General features: G+C 67.9%; 16 protein-coding genes. 5 read left to right on the top strand and 11 right to left on the bottom strand.

The features are described 5' to 3' along the window. The first annotated feature begins 2 nt into the window (after positions 1–2). Complete coding sequence (locus B7P44_RS13375; protein ID WP_084904899.1) at positions 3–1,190, top strand: heme biosynthesis protein HemY; 1,188 nt, start codon at positions 3–5, stop codon at positions 1,188–1,190. A gap of 72 nt (positions 1,191–1,262) precedes the next feature. Here B7P44_RS13375 and B7P44_RS13370 read toward each other — a convergent pair whose 3' ends face one another. The 3 genes from B7P44_RS13370 to B7P44_RS13360 form a co-directional block, all read right to left on the bottom strand. Next, positions 1,263–2,567, bottom strand: a complete 1,305-nt coding sequence (locus B7P44_RS13370; protein ID WP_084904896.1) for an MFS transporter — start codon at positions 2,565–2,567, stop codon at positions 1,263–1,265. 120 nt (positions 2,568–2,687) lie between these two features. Next, positions 2,688–3,446: an SDR family oxidoreductase gene (locus tag B7P44_RS13365; RefSeq protein ID WP_084904893.1), complete on the bottom strand. Its 759-nt coding sequence runs from the start codon at positions 3,444–3,446 to the stop codon at positions 2,688–2,690. Positions 3,447–3,500: 54 nt separating this feature from the next. Continuing rightward, positions 3,501–4,940 carry an aldehyde dehydrogenase family protein gene (locus tag B7P44_RS13360; RefSeq protein ID WP_084904891.1) on the bottom strand — a complete coding sequence of 480 codons (1,440 nt, stop codon included), beginning with the start codon at positions 4,938–4,940 and terminating at the stop codon, positions 3,501–3,503. A gap of 228 nt (positions 4,941–5,168) precedes the next feature. Here B7P44_RS13360 and ppa point away from each other — a divergent pair, with 228 nt between their 5' ends. Continuing rightward, the gene (gene ppa, locus B7P44_RS13355; protein ID WP_017333852.1) at positions 5,169–5,696 is read left to right on the top strand and encodes an inorganic diphosphatase; all 528 of its coding nucleotides are present in this window, start codon (positions 5,169–5,171) and stop codon (positions 5,694–5,696) included. A 58-nt stretch (positions 5,697–5,754) separates the two neighbouring features. On the opposite strand, the gene B7P44_RS13350 is transcribed toward ppa, so the two are convergent. Both B7P44_RS13350 and B7P44_RS13345 read right to left on the bottom strand, forming a co-directional pair. Beyond that, positions 5,755–6,345, bottom strand: coding sequence for a GIY-YIG nuclease family protein (locus B7P44_RS13350; protein ID WP_084904888.1), 591 nt, complete (start codon positions 6,343–6,345; stop codon positions 5,755–5,757). 69 nt (positions 6,346–6,414) lie between these two features. Further along, positions 6,415–7,593: a GNAT family N-acetyltransferase gene (locus tag B7P44_RS13345; protein ID WP_084904885.1), complete on the bottom strand. Its 1,179-nt coding sequence runs from the start codon at positions 7,591–7,593 to the stop codon at positions 6,415–6,417. A 115-nt stretch (positions 7,594–7,708) separates the two neighbouring features. On the opposite strand from B7P44_RS13345, the gene B7P44_RS13340 reads away from it, so the two are divergent. Beyond that, entirely contained in the window at positions 7,709–9,415 is a 1,707-nt protein-coding gene (locus B7P44_RS13340) for an NAD+ synthase (protein ID WP_084906662.1), read from the top strand. 65 nt (positions 9,416–9,480) lie between these two features. Beyond that, a complete protein-coding gene (locus tag B7P44_RS13335) occupies positions 9,481–9,819 on the top strand; it encodes a P-II family nitrogen regulator (RefSeq protein WP_006398637.1) in 339 nt (112 codons plus the stop codon). Between the two features lie 140 nt (positions 9,820–9,959). Here the strand turns inward: B7P44_RS13335 and B7P44_RS13330 are convergent, their stop codons facing one another. Further along, on the bottom strand, positions 9,960–11,039 hold the full coding sequence (locus tag B7P44_RS13330) for a porin (protein ID WP_084906660.1): 1,080 nt from the start codon (positions 11,037–11,039) through the stop codon (positions 9,960–9,962). 494 nt (positions 11,040–11,533) lie between these two features. After that, positions 11,534–12,466, bottom strand: coding sequence for a LysR family transcriptional regulator (locus B7P44_RS13325; RefSeq protein WP_231716622.1), 933 nt, complete (start codon positions 12,464–12,466; stop codon positions 11,534–11,536). A gap of 133 nt (positions 12,467–12,599) precedes the next feature. Here B7P44_RS13325 and B7P44_RS13320 point away from each other — a divergent pair, with 133 nt between their 5' ends. Next, positions 12,600–13,112: a GNAT family N-acetyltransferase gene (locus B7P44_RS13320; RefSeq protein ID WP_084904880.1), complete on the top strand. Its 513-nt coding sequence runs from the start codon at positions 12,600–12,602 to the stop codon at positions 13,110–13,112. A gap of 88 nt (positions 13,113–13,200) precedes the next feature. On the opposite strand, the gene B7P44_RS13315 is transcribed toward B7P44_RS13320, so the two are convergent. From B7P44_RS13315 to B7P44_RS13300, 4 genes are all read right to left on the bottom strand, one after another. After that, entirely contained in the window at positions 13,201–13,980 is a 780-nt protein-coding gene (locus B7P44_RS13315) for an ABC transporter ATP-binding protein (protein WP_084904878.1), read from the bottom strand. An 18-nt stretch (positions 13,981–13,998) separates the two neighbouring features. After that, positions 13,999–14,712 (bottom strand): ABC transporter permease, encoded by a 714-nt coding sequence (locus B7P44_RS13310; protein ID WP_084904875.1) that lies wholly within the window; start codon positions 14,710–14,712, stop codon positions 13,999–14,001. After that, a complete protein-coding gene (locus B7P44_RS13305; protein WP_084904873.1) occupies positions 14,709–15,398 on the bottom strand; it encodes an ABC transporter permease in 690 nt (229 codons plus the stop codon). The genes B7P44_RS13310 and B7P44_RS13305 overlap by 4 nt, the downstream gene beginning before the upstream one ends. 208 nt (positions 15,399–15,606) lie before the next feature. Beyond that, the gene (locus B7P44_RS13300) at positions 15,607–16,383 is read right to left on the bottom strand and encodes an ABC transporter substrate-binding protein (RefSeq protein WP_084904870.1); all 777 of its coding nucleotides are present in this window, start codon (positions 16,381–16,383) and stop codon (positions 15,607–15,609) included. Positions 16,384–16,737: the final 354 nt, after the last annotated feature.

The following is a 16,737-nucleotide window of genomic DNA, read 5'->3' as shown; positions in this document are numbered from 1 at the left end:
CGATGACGCTTCGAGGAATCGTTTGGCTCGCGATCCTGTTCGCGATCGCCGCGGCACTCGCCACCGTCGGCCGCTTCGATACCGGCCAGGTGCTGCTCGTCTATCCGCCGTACCGAGTCGACCTGTCCCTGAACCTGTTCGTGGTCGGCATCGTCGTGCTGTTCATCGTCGTCTACGCGCTGATGCGCATCGTGCGCAACATCTGGCGCATGCCGCAGCGGGTCGCCGCGTATCGCGCCCGCGCGCGCAACGAGAAGGCACAGGCATCGCTGCGCGACGCGATCGCGAACCTGTACGCGGGCCGTTTCTCGCGCGCCGAGAAGGCCGCGCGCGACGCGCTGTCGATCGACGCGAACCAGGGCGCGGCGAGCCTCGTCGCGGCCACCGCCGCGCACCGGATGCATGAATACGCGCGTCGCGACGACTGGCTGTCGAAGGTCGGCGCGCCGGAGTGGCAGGACGCGCGCCTGCTCGCCGCGGCCGACATGCGCGCCGACGCGCGCGACGCCGACGGTGCGCTCGCCGCGCTGTCCGAGATGCAGGCGGGCGGCAAGCGCATCCATGCGCAGCAGGTCGCGCTGCGCGCGCAGCAGCAGCTGAAGAACTGGGCCGAGGTGCTGAAGCTCGCGAAGGCGCTGGAGAAGCGCGAGGCGCTGCATCCGGCCGCGGCGGTGCGGCTGCGCCAGCAGGCGGCCGAGAACCTGCTGCGCGAGCGCCGTCACGATCCGGACGCGCTGCTCGAGGTGTGGCAGTCGCTGTCGGCAACGGAGCGGCAGTCGCCGCGTCTCGCCGATCTCGCGGCCGACCTGCTCGTGTCGCTCGAACGCCGGCCGGAAGCGCGCCGCATCGTCGAGGACGCGCTCGCGCACAACTGGGATGCACGCCTGCTGCGCCGCTACCCGGACACCGCCGGCGCGGATGCGCTGCCGCTGATCCAGAAGGCGGAAGGGTGGAAGAAGGATCACCCGGACGACGCGGACCTGCTGTTCGCGCTCGGCCGCCTCTGCCAGCAGCAGCAGCTGTGGGGCAAGGCGCAGTCGTTCCTCGAGTCGGCGCTCAAGCTTGCCGACAACGAGGCGCTCAGGGTGCGCACGCACCGTGCGCTCGCGCGCCTGTTCGAGCATCTCGGCGAAACCGACAAGGCGGCGAAGCACTACCGCGAAAGCGCGCTCGCGATCACCGTGGTCTGACGCGGCGGCGCGCCGCGCGCACGAAAAACCCCGAACACCGGCAGGCGTTCGGGGTTTTTTCATGGCCGCGCGTCACTTGTCGACCAGCCGCTTCGGCACCGACAGCGCGAGCAGGCCGCCGAGCACGAGGAACCCGGCGAGCATGTACATGCCCGAGTCGTTCGCGCCCGTCGCCTGCTTGAGCCAGCCCATCAGGTAAGGGCTCAGGAAGCCCGCGAGGTTGCCGATCGAGTTGATCATCGCGATGCCCGCCGCGGCCGCCGTGCCGCCGAGGAACGCGGTCGGCAGGCTCCAGAACAGCGGCAGCGTGGTCAGGATGCCCATCGTCGCGAGCGTGAGGCCGAGCATCGCGAGCGCGGTATCGTGCGCCCAGAGCACCGACAGCACGAGCCCGAGCGCGCCGAGCGCGGCGGGAATCGCGAGGTGCCAGCGCCGCTCGCGGCGCTTGTCCGCGCTGCGCGCGATCAGGATCATCGCGACCACCGCGGCTGCGTACGGGACCGCCGACAGCAGGCCGATCGCGAACGTGTCGGTGACGCCGGTCGCCTTGATGATCGTCGGCAGCCAGAAGCCGACGCCGTAGAGCCCCATCACGAACGAGAAGTAGATGAGCGCCATCAGCCACACGCGCGGGCTCGACATCACGGCGCCGAGCGACGGGTCTTCCTTGGTTGCTTCCTCGGCGTCGATATTGCGCGCGAGCAGCGCCTTTTCCTCGTCGGTCAGCCAGGTCGCCTTCGCGATCCGGTCGTCCAGCGCGAAGAACACCAGCACGCCGGCCAGCACCGACGGCGTGCCTTCGAGCAGGAACAGCCATTGCCAGCCGTGCCAGCCGCTCAGCCCGTCGAACGTCTTCAGGATGAAGCCCGAGATCGGGCCGCCGACCACGCCGGACAGCGCGACTGCCGTCATGAAGAACGTCGTCATCCGGCCGCGCCGGTGCGCGGGATACCAGTAGGTCAGGTAGAGGATCACGCCGGGGAAGAAGCCCGCCTCGGCGACGCCGAGCAGGAAGCGCATCACGTAGAACATCGTGGGCGTCGTGACGAACATCGTCAGGATCGAGATCACGCCCCACGTCGCCATGATGCGTGCGATCCACAGGCGCGCGCCGACCTTGTGCAGGATGAGGTTGCTCGGCACTTCGAACAGGAAATAGCCGAAGAAGAAGATCCCGGCGCCGAAGCCGTAGACGGTGTCGCTGAGGTTCAGGTCGCTCGCCATCTGCAGCTTCGCGAAGCCGACGTTGACGCGGTCGAGGTACGCGACCACGTAGCACAGCAGCAGGAGCGGCGTGAGCCGCCACGACACCTTGCGGTAGGTCGCTTCCTCGAACGCGCCGGACGAGCCCGGCAGCGAATGCGTCGATGTCGCCATGTTGTCTCCTTGTCCTTTGTCGCGGTTGGCCGCGCTTGTTCTGGTTCGATGAAATCAGTCGCCGGTGCGATGCCGGCCGGTGGGGTTGGGGCGGGGATGGCCCGCTGCGCCGCCTGACGGCTAGATGCAGCGTCCGCCGTCCACCTCGAGGCAGACGCCGGTGATGAATTCGGCTTCGTCCGACGCGAGATAGAGCGCAGCGTTCGCGATGTCCTGCGGCGTCGAGAAGCGGCCGAGCGGGATCGTCGCGAGAAAGCGCCGGCGGTTTTCCGGGGTGTCCTCGCAGCCCATGAATTCGGTCATCAGGCCGGTCTCGCCGAGCACCGGGTTGATGCAGTTCACGCGGATGCGGTCCGCGCCGAGCTCGGCGGCGAGCGACTTGCTCGCGGTGATCATCGCGCCCTTCGTGCTGTTGTACCAGACGAGGCCGGGGCGCGGCCGCACGCCGGCCGTCGACGCGACGTTCACGAACACGCCGCCGCCTTGCTCGCGGAAATACGGCACGAAGGTCTGCACGCACCAGTAGAGGCTCTTCATGTTGACCGCGTAGACGCGGTCGAACTCCGCTTCGGTCACGTCGAGCACCGGCTTGTTGCGGTGCGTGGTGCCGGCGTTGTTGACGACGATCTGCACCGCGTGGAAGTCGTCGAGCGCGGCGGCGAGCAGCGCCTGCCAGTCGTCGCGGCGCGACACGTCGCCCGCGAGCGCGATCGCCTTGCCGCCCGCGAGCGCGATCTCGCTCGCGACACGCTCGGCCGCCGCGCCGTTCAGGTCGTTGACGACGACGTTCGCGCCTTCGCGCGCGTACGTCTTCGCGATGCCTTCGCCGAATCCCGAGCCGCCGCCCGTGACGATCGCTGTCTTGCCGCTCAACCGCATGGTGTGTCTCCTTGTTTGTCGTATGCCATCGTGTGCTGCCATGCCGCCGAACCTTCAGCCGTGCCGGATCGCGATCGTCTTCAGCACGGTAAAGCCGTACAGCGCCTCGAAACCCTTCTCGCGGCCGTGGCCCGAATGGCCGACGCCGCCGAACGGCAGCTCGACGCCGCCGCCCGCGCCGTAGTTGTTGACAAACACCTGGCCCGCGCGGATGCGCCGCGCGAGGCGCAGCTGGCGCGCGCCGTCACGCGTCCAGACGCCCGCGACGAGGCCGTACGGCGTGCCGTTCGCGAGCGCGACCGCTTCGTCCTCGTCGGCAAAGCGCATCGCGGCGAGCACCGGGCCGAACACTTCCTCCTGCGCGAGCCGGTGCGTGGACGGCACGTCGCGCAGCAGCGCGGGCGCCTGGTAGAAGCCGGTTTCGGGCGCGTCCGGCACCACCTGGCCGTGCGCGGCCATCGGAATGCCGTCGTGCTGCGCGTCGGACAGGAAATCCCACACGCGCTGCTGCTGCTTCGCGTTGATCAGCGGGCCGCAGTCGAGATCCGCGCGGCTCGGGCCGACCCTCAGGCCGTTGAACGCGGTCGCGAGCCGGTCGATGAGCGGCTCGTAGACCGCGCGCTCGATCAGCACGCGGCTGCCCGCCGAGCAGGTCTGGCCGCCGTTCTGCACGATCGCGTTGACGAGCACCGGCAGCGCCGCGTCGAGATCGGCGTCCGCGAACACGATCTGCGGCGACTTGCCGCCGAGTTCGAGCGTGACGGGCACGTGATTTTCCGCGGCCAGCTGCGCGACGAGCTTGCCGGTCGCGGGCGAGCCGGTAAACGAGATGTGGTCGATGCCTGGATGCCGGGCGAGCGCCGCGCCGGCCTCGTGGCCGTAGCCGGTGACGACGTTCAGCGCGCCGGCCGGCAGCCCGGCTTCGGCGGCCAGCTCGGCGACGCGCAGCACCGACAGGCACGCGTCCTCGGCCGGCTTGACGACGCACGCGTTGCCGGCCGCGAGCGCCGCGCCGACGCTGCGCCCGAAGATCTGCATCGGATAGTTCCACGGCACGATGTGGCCGGTGACGCCATGCGGCTCGCGCATGGTGAGCACCAGGTAGCCGGCCTGGTAGGGGAGAGTCTCGCCGTGCAGCTTGTCGGCGGCGCCCGCGTAGAACTCGAAGTAGCGCGCGAGCGCGGCCGCGTCGGCGCGCGCCTGCCTGAACGGCTTGCCGGTGTCGCGCGCCTCGAGCGTGGCGAGTTCCTCGAGATGGGCCGTGACGAGCGCCGACAGCCGTTGCAGCACGCGGCCGCGCTCGGCGGCGCTCGCGGCGCCCCACGCGCCCGCGAAAGCGTCGCGGGCCGCGGCGACCGCGCGCTCGATGTCGGCGGCGGAGCCGCGCGCGATTGCCGCGAACGGCTGACCGTCGGACGGATCGATGACCGGGATCGTTTCCAGCTGCGCGGGCAACGTCCATTCGCCCGCGATGAAGTGCTTTGCCTCTTCCATGCTTGCTCCTGTTGATCAGGGGTAGCGCTTCGGCGCTTGCCCTGGTCCCATGCAATGCGTCGTCTTGTTCGATGGCCGGACGGTCAGCGCGATTATCGCGCTGTTCGTCATCCGGACGCCACCGGTCGATTGGCTATAATGGCGCATTCTTTCCGGACATGCCGGCGGCGCGTGCCTCGACCGCGGCGTGCCCTGTCCCGAATTCCCTTCGACCAACAGAGAACGCTCATGAGCTTCAACCATGTTCCGGCCGGCAAGGACCTGCCGCAAGATTTCAACGTCATCATCGAGATTCCGGCGCAAAGCGACCCGGTGAAGTACGAAGCGGACAAGGAGCTCGGCCTCCTCGTCGTCGACCGCTTCATCGGTACGGGCATGCGCTACCCGGTGAACTACGGCTACATCCCGCAGACGCTGTCGGGTGACGGCGATCCGGTCGACGTGCTGGTGATCACGCCGTTCCCGCTGCTGGCCGGCTCGATCGTGCGTTCGCGCGTGCTCGGCATGCTGCAGATGACCGACGAGTCGGGCGTCGACGCGAAGCTGGTCGCGGTCCCGCACGACAAGGTCTGCCCGATGACGGCGAACCTGAAGTCGATCGACGACGTGCCCGAGTACCTGAAGGACCAGATCAAGCACTTCTTCGAGCAGTACAAGGCGCTCGAGAAGGGCAAGTGGGTGAAGGTCGAGGGCTGGGCCGGCATCGACGCCGCGCACAAGGAAATCACCGACGGCGCCGCGAACTACAAGAAGTAAGCGGCGCGCCGGCCGCGACGGCCGGTCCGCTCGATGCGAAGAAACCGCGCGAGCCTCGTTACGAGGCCGCGCGGTTTTGTTTTGCGCGGGCGGTTTTCTTCGGCGCGGATGCGGGCGCGGGCGTACGGCGGCCCGCGGGCTGGGCCTTCGCGGCCGGGCGCGTGCGTGCCTTCGGCGTCGTCTTCGCGGCCGGGCCCGTGCAAGTCGGCGCCTGCTTGGCCGCGGCGCGGCCACGTTTCGGCGCGGCGAGGTTCGGGTCGGCCGTGTCGACCGTGGTAGCGGCGTACGCTGCCGTCGCGTCGCCCTTCGACGCGCGCTTGCGTGATGCGCGGGCCGGCGCGGCCTGTTCGCTGCCATCGTCGTCCGCGATCGCCGCGACTGCCGGCAACACCGATTCGAGCGTCCTCGTGCCCGCCGCCAGCTCGCGCTTCTGCGCGGCCGTCAGCTGCTTGACCCAGTATTCCGCGCGCGACGCGCTCGACCGGTCGGCGAGCGGGAACGACGCGAGCACCGCGCGCGGCTTGCGCGAGCGCGTATAGCGTGCGCCCTTGCCGGCCGCGTGCTCGTCGAAGCGCGCCGCGACGTCGGTCGTGATGCCGGTGTAGACGCTGCCGTCGGCGCATTCGATCAGATACAGGAACCAGGACATGACAAGGCGGCGGAATGTGGCGAAATTCGGCGAGGCCGCCAGTGTCTCAGAAAACGCGCGCGCTGCGCGCTAGTCCGCGCCGCGCTTGAACGGGTTGTGGTCGTGCAATTCGTCGACGTACGCGTGGATGTGGTTCGTCTCGCGTTCGAGAAAGCGCGACACCGCGTCCGAGAACGCCGGATGCGCGAGCCAGTGCGCGGAATGCGTGACGGTCGGCAGGAAGCCGCGCGCGAGCTTGTGCTCGCCCTGCGCGCCGCCTTCGAACGTATCGAGCCCGGCCTCGATGCAGAACTCGAGCAGCTGGTAGTACGCGGTTTCGAAATGCAGGCACGGCACGTGCTCGACCGCGCCCCAGTAGCGGCCGTACAGCGTGCCGCCGCCGCCCGCGTCACGCTGGTAGACCGCGAGCGCGCTCGCGATCGGCTTGCCGTCGGCTTCGGCGATCACGAGCAGCAGGTTCTCCGGCATCGTCTGGCCGATCGTGCGGAAGAACTCGAGGTTCAGGTACGGGCTCGAATAGTGGTCGCGATAGGTCTGCCGGTAGCAGCGCGAGAAGAAGCGCCAGTCGGCGTCGCGGATCGCGTCGCCCGTCAGCCGCCGGAACGTCACGCCCGCGTCGTGCACCTTGCGCCGCTCGGCGCGGATGTTCTTGCGCTTCTTCTGCTCGAGCGTGCCGAGGAAATCGTCGAAGTGGCGATAGCCTTCGTTGACCCAGTGGAACTGCACGCCCTGGCGCAGCATCATCCCCATCGAGTCGAACAGCTGCGCTTCGGCTTCGGTCGGGAACAGCACGTGCAGCGACGACACGTCGCTCTGCTCGGCGAGCGCGAGCAGCGTGGCCGCGAGGCGGCGGCGCGCGTCGTCGTCGGCCGCGAGCACGCGCGTGCCCTGCACGGGCGTGAACGGCACCGCGCACAGCAGCTTCGGGTAGTACGGCACGCCATTGCGCTGGTAGGCGTCCGCCCACGCCCAGTCGAACACGTATTCGCCGTACGAATGGGTCTTCAGGTAGACGGGCGCGGCGGCCGCGAGCCGGCCCGTGCGCTCGTCGGTCAGCGTGACGAAGCGCGGCGACCAGCCGGTAGCGTCCACTGCGCAGCGCGCGGCATGCAGCGCGTCGAGGAATTCGTGGCGCAGGAACGGCGTCGGGCGCGCGTCACGTCGGACGAGCGCGTTCCATTCGTCGGCCGACACCTCGGCCGGGGACGTCAGGATGCCCGTGCGATAATCGATGCGTTCGTGTTTCAACCGTGTGAGTCCGTACCGTTGGATGTCGCCGGACCCGCGCCGCCTGTCGCGGCACGCGTCCGGAGCAATTTCATCAGCCGTTCATGGCGCGCCGCCGGGCAGCGCCGATCCCGTCATGAAGACCCGTATCGCTCTCGCTCAAATCAACGTCACCGTCGGCGATTTCGCCGGCAATGTCGCGCGGATCGTCGCGGCCGCGCGCGCCGCGCACAACGATGGTGCGCAGCTGATGATCGCGCCCGAGCTCGCGCTGTCCGGCTATCCGCCGGAAGACCTGCTGCTGCGGCCCGCGTTCTACGCGGCGTCGGCGGCCGCGCTCGACACGCTCGCGGCCGAGCTGAAGGCGTTCGACGGGCTCGCGGTGCTGGTCGGCCATCCGCTGCGGGCTTCCGGCGACGGCGCGGGCCCGTCAGGCGTCGATGGTAATGCAAACCGCCCGATCGAGCGCGGCGTGCCGCCGTCGGACACCTACAACGCGGCGTCGCTGATCGTCGGCGGCGAGATCGTCGGCACCTACCGCAAGCAGGACCTGCCGAACGCCGAGGTGTTCGACGAGAAGCGCTACTTCGCGACCGACGCCGAGCCGCTCGTGTTCGACCTGAACGGCGTGAAGTGCGGCGTGATCATCTGCGAGGACGCGTGGCACGCGTCGGCCGCGCAGATCGCGAAGGCGGCCGGCGCGCAGGTGCTGCTGATCCCGAACGGCTCCCCGTATCACATGAACAAGGAAGCGGTGCGCATGGACATCCTGCGCGCGCGGATCCGCGAGACCGGGCTGCCGATGGTGTACGTGAACCTCGTCGGCGCGCAGGACGAGCTCGTGTTCGACGGCGGCTCGTTCGTGCTCGACGCGGCGGGCGAGCTGGTCGCGAAGATGGCGCAGTTCGACGAAGGGCATGCGATCGTCGAATTCGACGGCGCGCGGCCGCTGCCCGGCGCGATCGCGCCGGAACTGTCGCTGGAGGCGCAGGTGTACCGCGCGCTCGTGCTGGGCGTGCGCGACTACATCGGCAAGAACGGCTTCCCGGGCGCGATCATCGGCCTGTCGGGCGGCGTCGATTCCGCGCTGGTGCTCGCGATCGCGTGCGACGCGCTCGGGCCGGAGCGCGTGCGCGCGGTGATGATGCCGTCGCGCTACACCGCCGACATCTCGACGACGGACGCGGCCGACATGGCGCGGCGCGTCGGCGTGCGCTACGACGAGATCGCGATCGCGCCGATGTTCGATGCGTTCCGCGCGTCGCTCGCCGGCGAATTCGCGGGCCGCGCGGAGGACGCGACCGAGGAGAACATCCAGGCGCGCATCCGTGGCACGCTGCTGATGGCGCTGTCGAACAAGTTCGGCTCGATCGTGCTGACGACCGGCAACAAGAGCGAGATGGCGGTCGGCTACTGCACGCTGTACGGCGACATGGCGGGCGGCTTCGCGGTGATCAAGGACATCGCGAAGACGCTCGTCTACCGGCTCTGCCATTACCGCAACGCGGCGGCCGAATACGCGACGCGCGACATCATTCCGGAGCGGATCCTGACGCGCGCGCCGTCCGCGGAGCTGCGCGAGAACCAGACCGACCAGGACAGCCTGCCGCCGTACGACGTGCTCGACGCGATCATGCGGATGTACATGGAGGAAGACCGCCCGCTCGCCGAGATCGTCGCGGCGGGCTATGCCGAGGCGGACGTGCAGCGCGTCACGCGGCTCATCAAGATCAACGAATACAAGCGGCGCCAGGCGCCGATCGGCATCCGCGTCACGCATCGCGCGTTCGGCCGCGACTGGCGCTACCCGATCACGTCGCGCTTCGCCGAGCGCCTTGATTGAGCCGTGCGCGGCGTAGAATCGGGCTCACGTGTTTTCATCCAAACGAGCATTGAGGGACAACCATCATGAAACGCATCACCGCCATCATCAAGCCGTTCAAGCTGGACGAAGTCCGCGAGGCGCTCGCCGAGGTCGGCCTGACGGGCCTGACCGTGACCGAGGTGAAGGGCTTCGGCCGCCAGAAGGGGCACACCGAGCTGTACCGCGGCGCCGAGTACGTGGTCGACTTCCTGCCGAAGATGAAGATCGAGGTGGTCGTCGCGGAAGCGCAGGTCGACCAGGTGATCGACGCTGTGATCGGCGCCGCGCGCACCGGCAAGATCGGTGACGGCAAGATCTTCGTGTCGGACGTCGAGCGCGTGATCCGCATCCGCACCGGCGAGGAGAACGAAGCGGCCGTCTGACGCCGCAGGCGCCATGCACCCGCGCAATAAAAAACGGTGCGATACCCTGTCGGGTACCGCACCGATACGCGCCTCTCGCAGCAGCGTGGAAAACGTCGTCGAATCGATTCCTTGAGTCGGGCTCTTGAGTCGGGCCCGGATCAGAACAGGTGCTGGATGCCTGCGTAGAAGCCGGTCTGGCTGTGGCCGAGCTTCGGGTTGCCCGTCGCCACGTCGGTGCCTGCCGCATTCGCATTCAGGCCGAAGTTGGCCGTCTTGCTGTTGCGGGCCGTGGCGACCTGGAAGTCGAGCAGCGTGCGCTTCGACAGGTTGTACGTGCCGCCGAGCGTGTAGATGTTCGCGTTGCCGCCGCCGTGGTTCGCGTTCACGTGATACACGGCCGCGATCAGCGCGGCAGCCGGCGTGGCTTGCCACGTCACGCCGCCCCAGACCTGCTGGGTCGACGTAATGCCGTTGTTCTTCAGGTTGCCCGCGTCCGAATCGGCGTGCGAGGTCTGATAGGCCGCCTGCAGCTTGAACGGACCGAGGAACACGTTCGCGCCGATGAAGTATTCGCGCGAGTAGTTGAATACGTCGTCGAGCTGGCCGTTCGCCGGGTTGCGCGCTTCGTCGTAGATGCCGCGCAGCTGGAACAGCGACGTGGTGTAGGTCAATTGGCCGCCGACGCTGCGGCCCTGGCCGGTCGTGCCGTTGCCGTTCCAGTTCGTCGCGTTCGACAGCGCGTACTGGCCGTAGAAGTCGAAGCCGTAGAGCTTCGGCGACTGATACGAAATGTTGTTGCTGGTCTTGTTCCAGTTGCGGCCGCGCACCAGCGACGCCGTCGACCAGGCCGACTGGCCGAACGGGTCGAAGTCCCACACGCCGTTCGCGATCGCGAGCTCGCGGCCGAGCAGCAGCGTACCGTACGTGTTGTTCGCAATACCGACCGTCGCCCAGCGATTCCACAGGCTGCCGGCGCCCGGGCCGTTGCCGGTCATCGTGTCGAAGCTGCCTTCGAGCTGGAACACCACCTTGTTGCCGGCGCCGATGTCCTCGGCGCCCTTGATGCCCCACAGGCTCGTGCCCCAGTCGCCGCTTTCCGCGCGCCAGCGGGAGCCGTTCTGCATCCCGTTCAAGTATTCGATGCCGGCGTCCAGACGGCCGTACAGCGTGACGCTGCTTTGCGCGTGTGCTGCGACTCCAGCAGCCATCAGCGCTGCGGCGACCAAAGCTTTCTTCATCATCTCCTCCATACCCTGTCAAAAAGTCAACCCAGAACTGCACGAGATGCCCGACGCCGCGAGCGCCGGGCAAAAGCGGGCAACTACGGAGACCTCGTGCGAAGCCGGTCAGGCGCAGCACGCGGGCGAACAGACGGGGTGGCCGTTGAGCGGGCCCGCGTGGCCGGGTCGGCCTGGCGGGGTCTCCTTGTTGTCATGAAACTAAACTACATTTCATGAACTTCGTTTTGCTACTTTGGTTACTAATTTAGCAAAAATACACTTTTGTGGCGACGGAAATCGTTGTTTGACTAACACGTGTGTCGAAATTGCCATGCAACACGGCGCGCGACACCGCGGCGCGGGCGGGCGGAACGCCGGCAGCGCCTTGTGCGACAAGGGAGACACGGTTTGCGGGAAGTTGCGTCAAGGATTGCCACTATTGACGCAGGAAAAACGGAGAATTAAGCGTGCGGCGTGCCGAATTGGTAAGTATTTCGTAATGATCGGCACGCTTACGCGATGTCCGCGCTATCCGGCCGCGCCTCGATCAACCGGGCGCGAATCCAGCGATGCGCGTCGGTGCGCGCATGCTTCGCGTGCGAGTAGACCTTCAACGTGTAGCGCGGGATCTCGAACGGCGCCGGAAAGATCCGGATCGGCGCCGCGTGCCGCAGCGCCTGCGCGGCGCGGTTCGGCACGGTCATCAGGAGTCCCGATTCCGCGATGATGAACGGCGCGGCGAGCACGGTCGGCAACTGCACCGCGACCTGGCGTGCGAGGCCGAGCCGGTCGAGCACGTAGTCGACGACGCCGCGCGTCTCGTTCCACGGCGTGACGACGACGTGCCGTGCCGCCAGGTACTGCTCGAGCGTGAGGCGTCGCCGGACCTGCGGATGGCGCTCGCTCGCGATCACGACGTAGTCGTCGGAGAACCAGTCGAATTCCTCGATCCCCGGCGCGTCGGCCGCCGCTTCCTCGTGGTAGCCGAGCGCGAAATCGATGCGGCCCGCCGCGAGCTCGTCGGTCGAGATCTTGCGGTCCGAGTGGACGACCCGGAACCGCAGTTGCGGCGCGACGTGCTGGATCCGCGCGATGAACGCGGGCAGCACCGCGAACGCGGTGTAGTCGGTCGCAGCGAACACGAAGGTCCGCTCGCTGTGCGCCGGGTCGAAGCGGCGGGCGCGCGCGAGGCCCTTCGACATCGTGTCGAGCGCGTTGCTGGCCCAGGTCGCGATGTCATCGGCGCGCACGGTCGGCTGCATCTCGTTGCCGAGCCGCACGAACAGCGCGTCGCCGATCGCCGTGCGCAGCCGCGCGAGCGCGTGGCTCAGCGCGGACGGGCTCATCGCCAGCTCGTTCGCCGCCGCGGCGACCGACCGGTGGCGGTACAGCGCATCGAACACGAGCAGCAGGTTCAGGTCGAGGCGGCGCAGATCGAGATGCATGATTTTCAGGTCTGGATGAAGAAGCTGCACTTCCTGCAGTAGGCCGACGAACGTAGCATGACGTCTTCATCGGCGCCAGCGCGCGTGCGCGGCGCCGCCGTTTGCTGCATGCCGGCCGGGGAGGGCCTTTACCGTGCATATCGACATCCGTTCCGCCACCGTCGCCGACGTGCCGGTGATCCTGCGCTTCATTTCCGAGCTGGCGATCTACGAGAAGGCCGAGGACCAGGTGGTCGCGACCGTCGCGTCGCTCGAGCGCAGCCTGTTCGGCGACGCGTCGCCGGCGCGCGCGCTGATCTGCGAGGTCGACGGCGAGCCGGCGGGCTTTGCCGTGTACTTCTTTTCGTATTCGACGTGGCTCGCCCGGCAGGGGCTGTATCTCGAGGACCTGTACGTGCCGCCGCGCTTTCGCGGCGCGGGCGCCGGCCTGCGCCTGCTGAAGGCCCTCGCGCGGATCGCGGTCGATGCCGGCTGCGGCCGCTTCGAGTGGAGCGTGCTCGACTGGAACGAACCGGCGATCCGTTTCTACGAGAGCGTCGGCGCGCAGCCGCAGAGCGAGTGGGTGCGCTACCGGCTCGCGGGCGACGCGCTGCGCGCTTTCGCCGATGCGGCGCCGGTGGACGCCGCGCCGTCCGGCCGCGCGTAAACGCAAATAAGCGCAAGTAAACGCAACCGGGCGCCGCGCGGCGAACCGCGGGGCGCCCGGCGTCGGGAGCATCAAAGCAGATTCGGGCTTACTTGAGGCTGCCCGACAGGAACTGGCGCAGGCGCTCGCTCTTCGGGTTCGCGAAGACCTCGGCGGGCACGCCTTCTTCCTCGACGCGCCCCTGGTGCAGGAACATCACGTGGTTCGACACGTTGCGCGCGAAACCCATCTCGTGGGTGACGACGACCATCGTCCGGCCTTCCTCGGCCAGCTTCTGCATCACCTTCAGCACTTCGCCGACGAGTTCGGGGTCGAGCGCGGAGGTCGGCTCGTCGAACAGCATCACGTCCGGATGCATCGCCAGCGCGCGTGCGATCGCGACGCGCTGCTGCTGGCCGCCGGACAGGTGCGACGGATACTGCTTCTCGACCCGCGGCGGCAGCCCGACCTTCTCCAGGTACTCGCGCGCGCGCTCCTCGGCGTCGCGCTTGTTCAGCTTCAGCACGTTGACCGGCGCTTCGATCACGTTCTCCAGCACGTTCATGTGCGACCACAGGTTGAAGTGCTGGAACACCATCGAGAGCTTGGTGCGCACGCGCTGCAGCTGCTTCGGCTCGGCGGCGCGCAGCGCGCCCGTCTTGTCGAGCGCGGTGCGCACTTCCTCGCCGTCGACGAAGATGCGGCCCGCGTTCGGCTGCTCGAGGAAGTTGATGCAGCGGAGCATCGTGCTCTTGCCGGAGCCGGACGAGCCGATCACGCTGATCACGTCGCCCGCGTTCGCCTTCAGCGACACGCCCTTGAGCACTTCGTTGCTGCCGTACCGCTTGTGGAGATCGTCGACGAAAAGCTTCTGAGTCTGGGAGTTCATCAATAGTCCTGCGGAAACTTACTTGCCCTGCGGGCGCAGATATGCGAGCCAGCGGCGCTCGGCCTGGCGGAACAGCCAGACCAGCGTGAACGAGATCACGAGATAGAGCAGTGCGGCGATGCCGAACGCGTGGAACGACATGTAGGTCGCCGAGTTGACGTCGCGGGCGATCTTCAGGATGTCCGGCACCGTCGCCGTGAACGCGACCGTCGTCGCGTGCAGCATCAGGATCACCTCGTTGCTGTACAGCGGCAGCGCGCGGCGCAGCGCCGACGGCAGGATCACGCGGCGGTACATCGTGAAGGTCGACATCCCGTACGCGCGCGCGGCCTCGATCTCGCCGTAGGAGGTGGCCTTGATCGCGCCCGCGAAGATCTCGGTGGTGTACGCGCAGGTGTTCAGCGTGAACGCGAGCAGCGTGCAGTTCATCCCTTCGCGGAAGAACGCGTCGAGCATCGGCGTGCCGCGCACGGCCTGCAGGCTGTAGAGGCCCGTGTAGCAGAGCAGCAGCTGCACGTAGAGCGGCGTGCCGCGGAACACGTACGTGTAGAGCCACACCGCGCCCGACAGCCATTTCTTCCTCGACACGCGCGCGACCGCGAGCGGCACCGACAGGCAGAAGCCGAGCCCGATCGACACGACGAGCAGCCACAGCGTGATCGCCACGCCGGTGAGGCGGTAGCCGTCGGTGTAGAGATAGTTGCGCCAGTATTCTTGGATGAGGTCGATCATAGGTCTGCCTTGCGGACGCCGGTCGAATAGCGCTTTTCAAGCCACATCAGCACGAAGTTCGAAATCGTCGTGATGGCCAGGTAGATCGCTCCCGCGATCAGCGTGAAGAAGAAGAACCGCAGCGTGCCCTTGCCGGCATCCTGCGACGCCTTGACCACGTCGGCGAGGCCGATGATCGACACGAGCGCCGTCGATTTCACGAGCACCTGCCAGTTGTTGCCGATGCCCGGCAGCGCGAAGCGCATCATCTGCGGGAACATGATGCGCGTGAACACCTGCCAGTTCGTCATCCCGTACGCGCTGCCGGCCTCGAGCTGGCCGCGCGGCACCGACAGGAACGCGCCGCGGAACGTCTCGGTGAAATACGCGCCGTAGATGAAGCCGAGCACAAGCACGCCGGCGAGGAACGGATCGATGTCGATCTGGTCCCAGCCCGCGAGGTCGGTCAGCTGGTTCAGCCAGATCTGCAGGCTGTAGAACAGCAGCAGCATCAGCACGAGGTCGGGCACGCCGCGGATCAGCGTCGTGTAGACGGTGCCGACGCCGTTCGTGACGCGATTGCGGGACAGCTTGGCGCCCGCGCCGAGGAGACCCAGCAGGAACGACAGCGCGAGCGAGAGCACCGCCAGTTTGACGGTTTGCCAGGTGCCTGCGAGGATCAGCGGGCCGTAACCTTGAAGAAACATATGTGGTCCTTGACGGCGCACCGGGTGCGCCGAGAAAGACGCGTTCCGCATGTTGCGCGGAACGCCCCGTGCGTATCATGACCGTCCGCCCGGCGAGGGCGCCGGACCTGCCTGCCGCGGTGGGCGGTGGGCGAGGGGGCGGGCGGCGCGTGGTTTGACTGCCTGTACTGCGCGAACGCGGGGCGCGCCCCGCGTTCGCACCCGGCGCTCAGCGCGCCGAGTAGACGCTGAACGCGAAATACTTGTGCGACAGGCGGTCGTACGTGCCGTCCTTGTGCATGTCGGCCAGCGCCTTGTTGATCTTCAGTTTCAGGTCGGTGTCCTCCTTGCGCAGGCCGATCGCGGTGCCGTCGCCGATCGTCTTCGGATCCTTCACTTCCGGCCCCGCGAACGCGAAGCCCTTGCCGCGCGGCGTGCGCAGAAAGCCGTAGTCGGCCTGCAGCTCGTCCTGCAGCGTCGCGTCGAGGCGGCCCGAGCCGAGGTCGGCGTAGACCTGGTCCTGGTTCTGGTACGGAATGACGGTCACGCCCTGCGGCTCCCAGTACGCCTTCGCGTAGGTCTCCTGGGTCGAACCCTGCTCGACGCCGACGCGCTTGCCCTTCAGCGACGCGATCGTCGGCAGCAGCGGCGAGCCGGTCTTCGCGATCATCCGCGCCGGCGCGTCGTACACCTTGTCGGAGAAGTCGATCTGCTCGCGGCGCTTGTCCGTCACGGTCAGCGACGACACGATCACGTCGTATTTCTTCGCCTTCAGCGCCGGGATGATCCCGTCGAGATCCTGCGCCACCCACACGCATTTGACGTTGATCCGCTTGCAGATTTCCTTGGTGAGATCGACGTCGAAACCGACGATCTCGCCGCTCGGCGCGGTCGACTCGAACGGCGGGTAGCTGGCGTCGACGCCGATCCGTACGGTCTTCCACTCCTTCGCGAAGGCGCTGCCCGCCACGAGGGCGAGGGCGGCGCACAGGGCGGCCTTCTTCATTTCAATCCTTCAGTTGCTGACTTTCCGGGGCGGCGCGCGCGGCCTGTCGGGCCGTGCGCCGCGCCGTATTCTAGATAGCCAAAATTCGGGTTCGGCGGCCTGGCGGCGGCAACCGCCGGACAGGCGGGCGCCAAAAGCGCGGTATTTTACCCGAACGCGCACCCCGGGCAGCGCACAAGCGTGCTTCCAGCGGGTTCCGTTGGCGGCGAACGACGCCGGCGGCCCGGATCGGCGCCGCTGTTGCGGCATTCGCTGCAGTCGCAACGAATATTGCTTGAATTGGGTTCGTGGATGCAACGATGCGGTGCGCGCGCGTGGATTGTTGCGGGCTCGGCGAACTCCTACATTGGCGGC

It is taken from the genome of Burkholderia ubonensis subsp. mesacidophila (genome assembly GCF_002097715.1).
Taxonomy (GTDB): Bacteria; Pseudomonadota; Gammaproteobacteria; order Burkholderiales; family Burkholderiaceae; genus Burkholderia; species Burkholderia mesacidophila.
The sequence above is the reverse complement of the archived record's forward strand: the minus strand, read 5'-3'. Positions and strand labels throughout refer to the sequence as shown.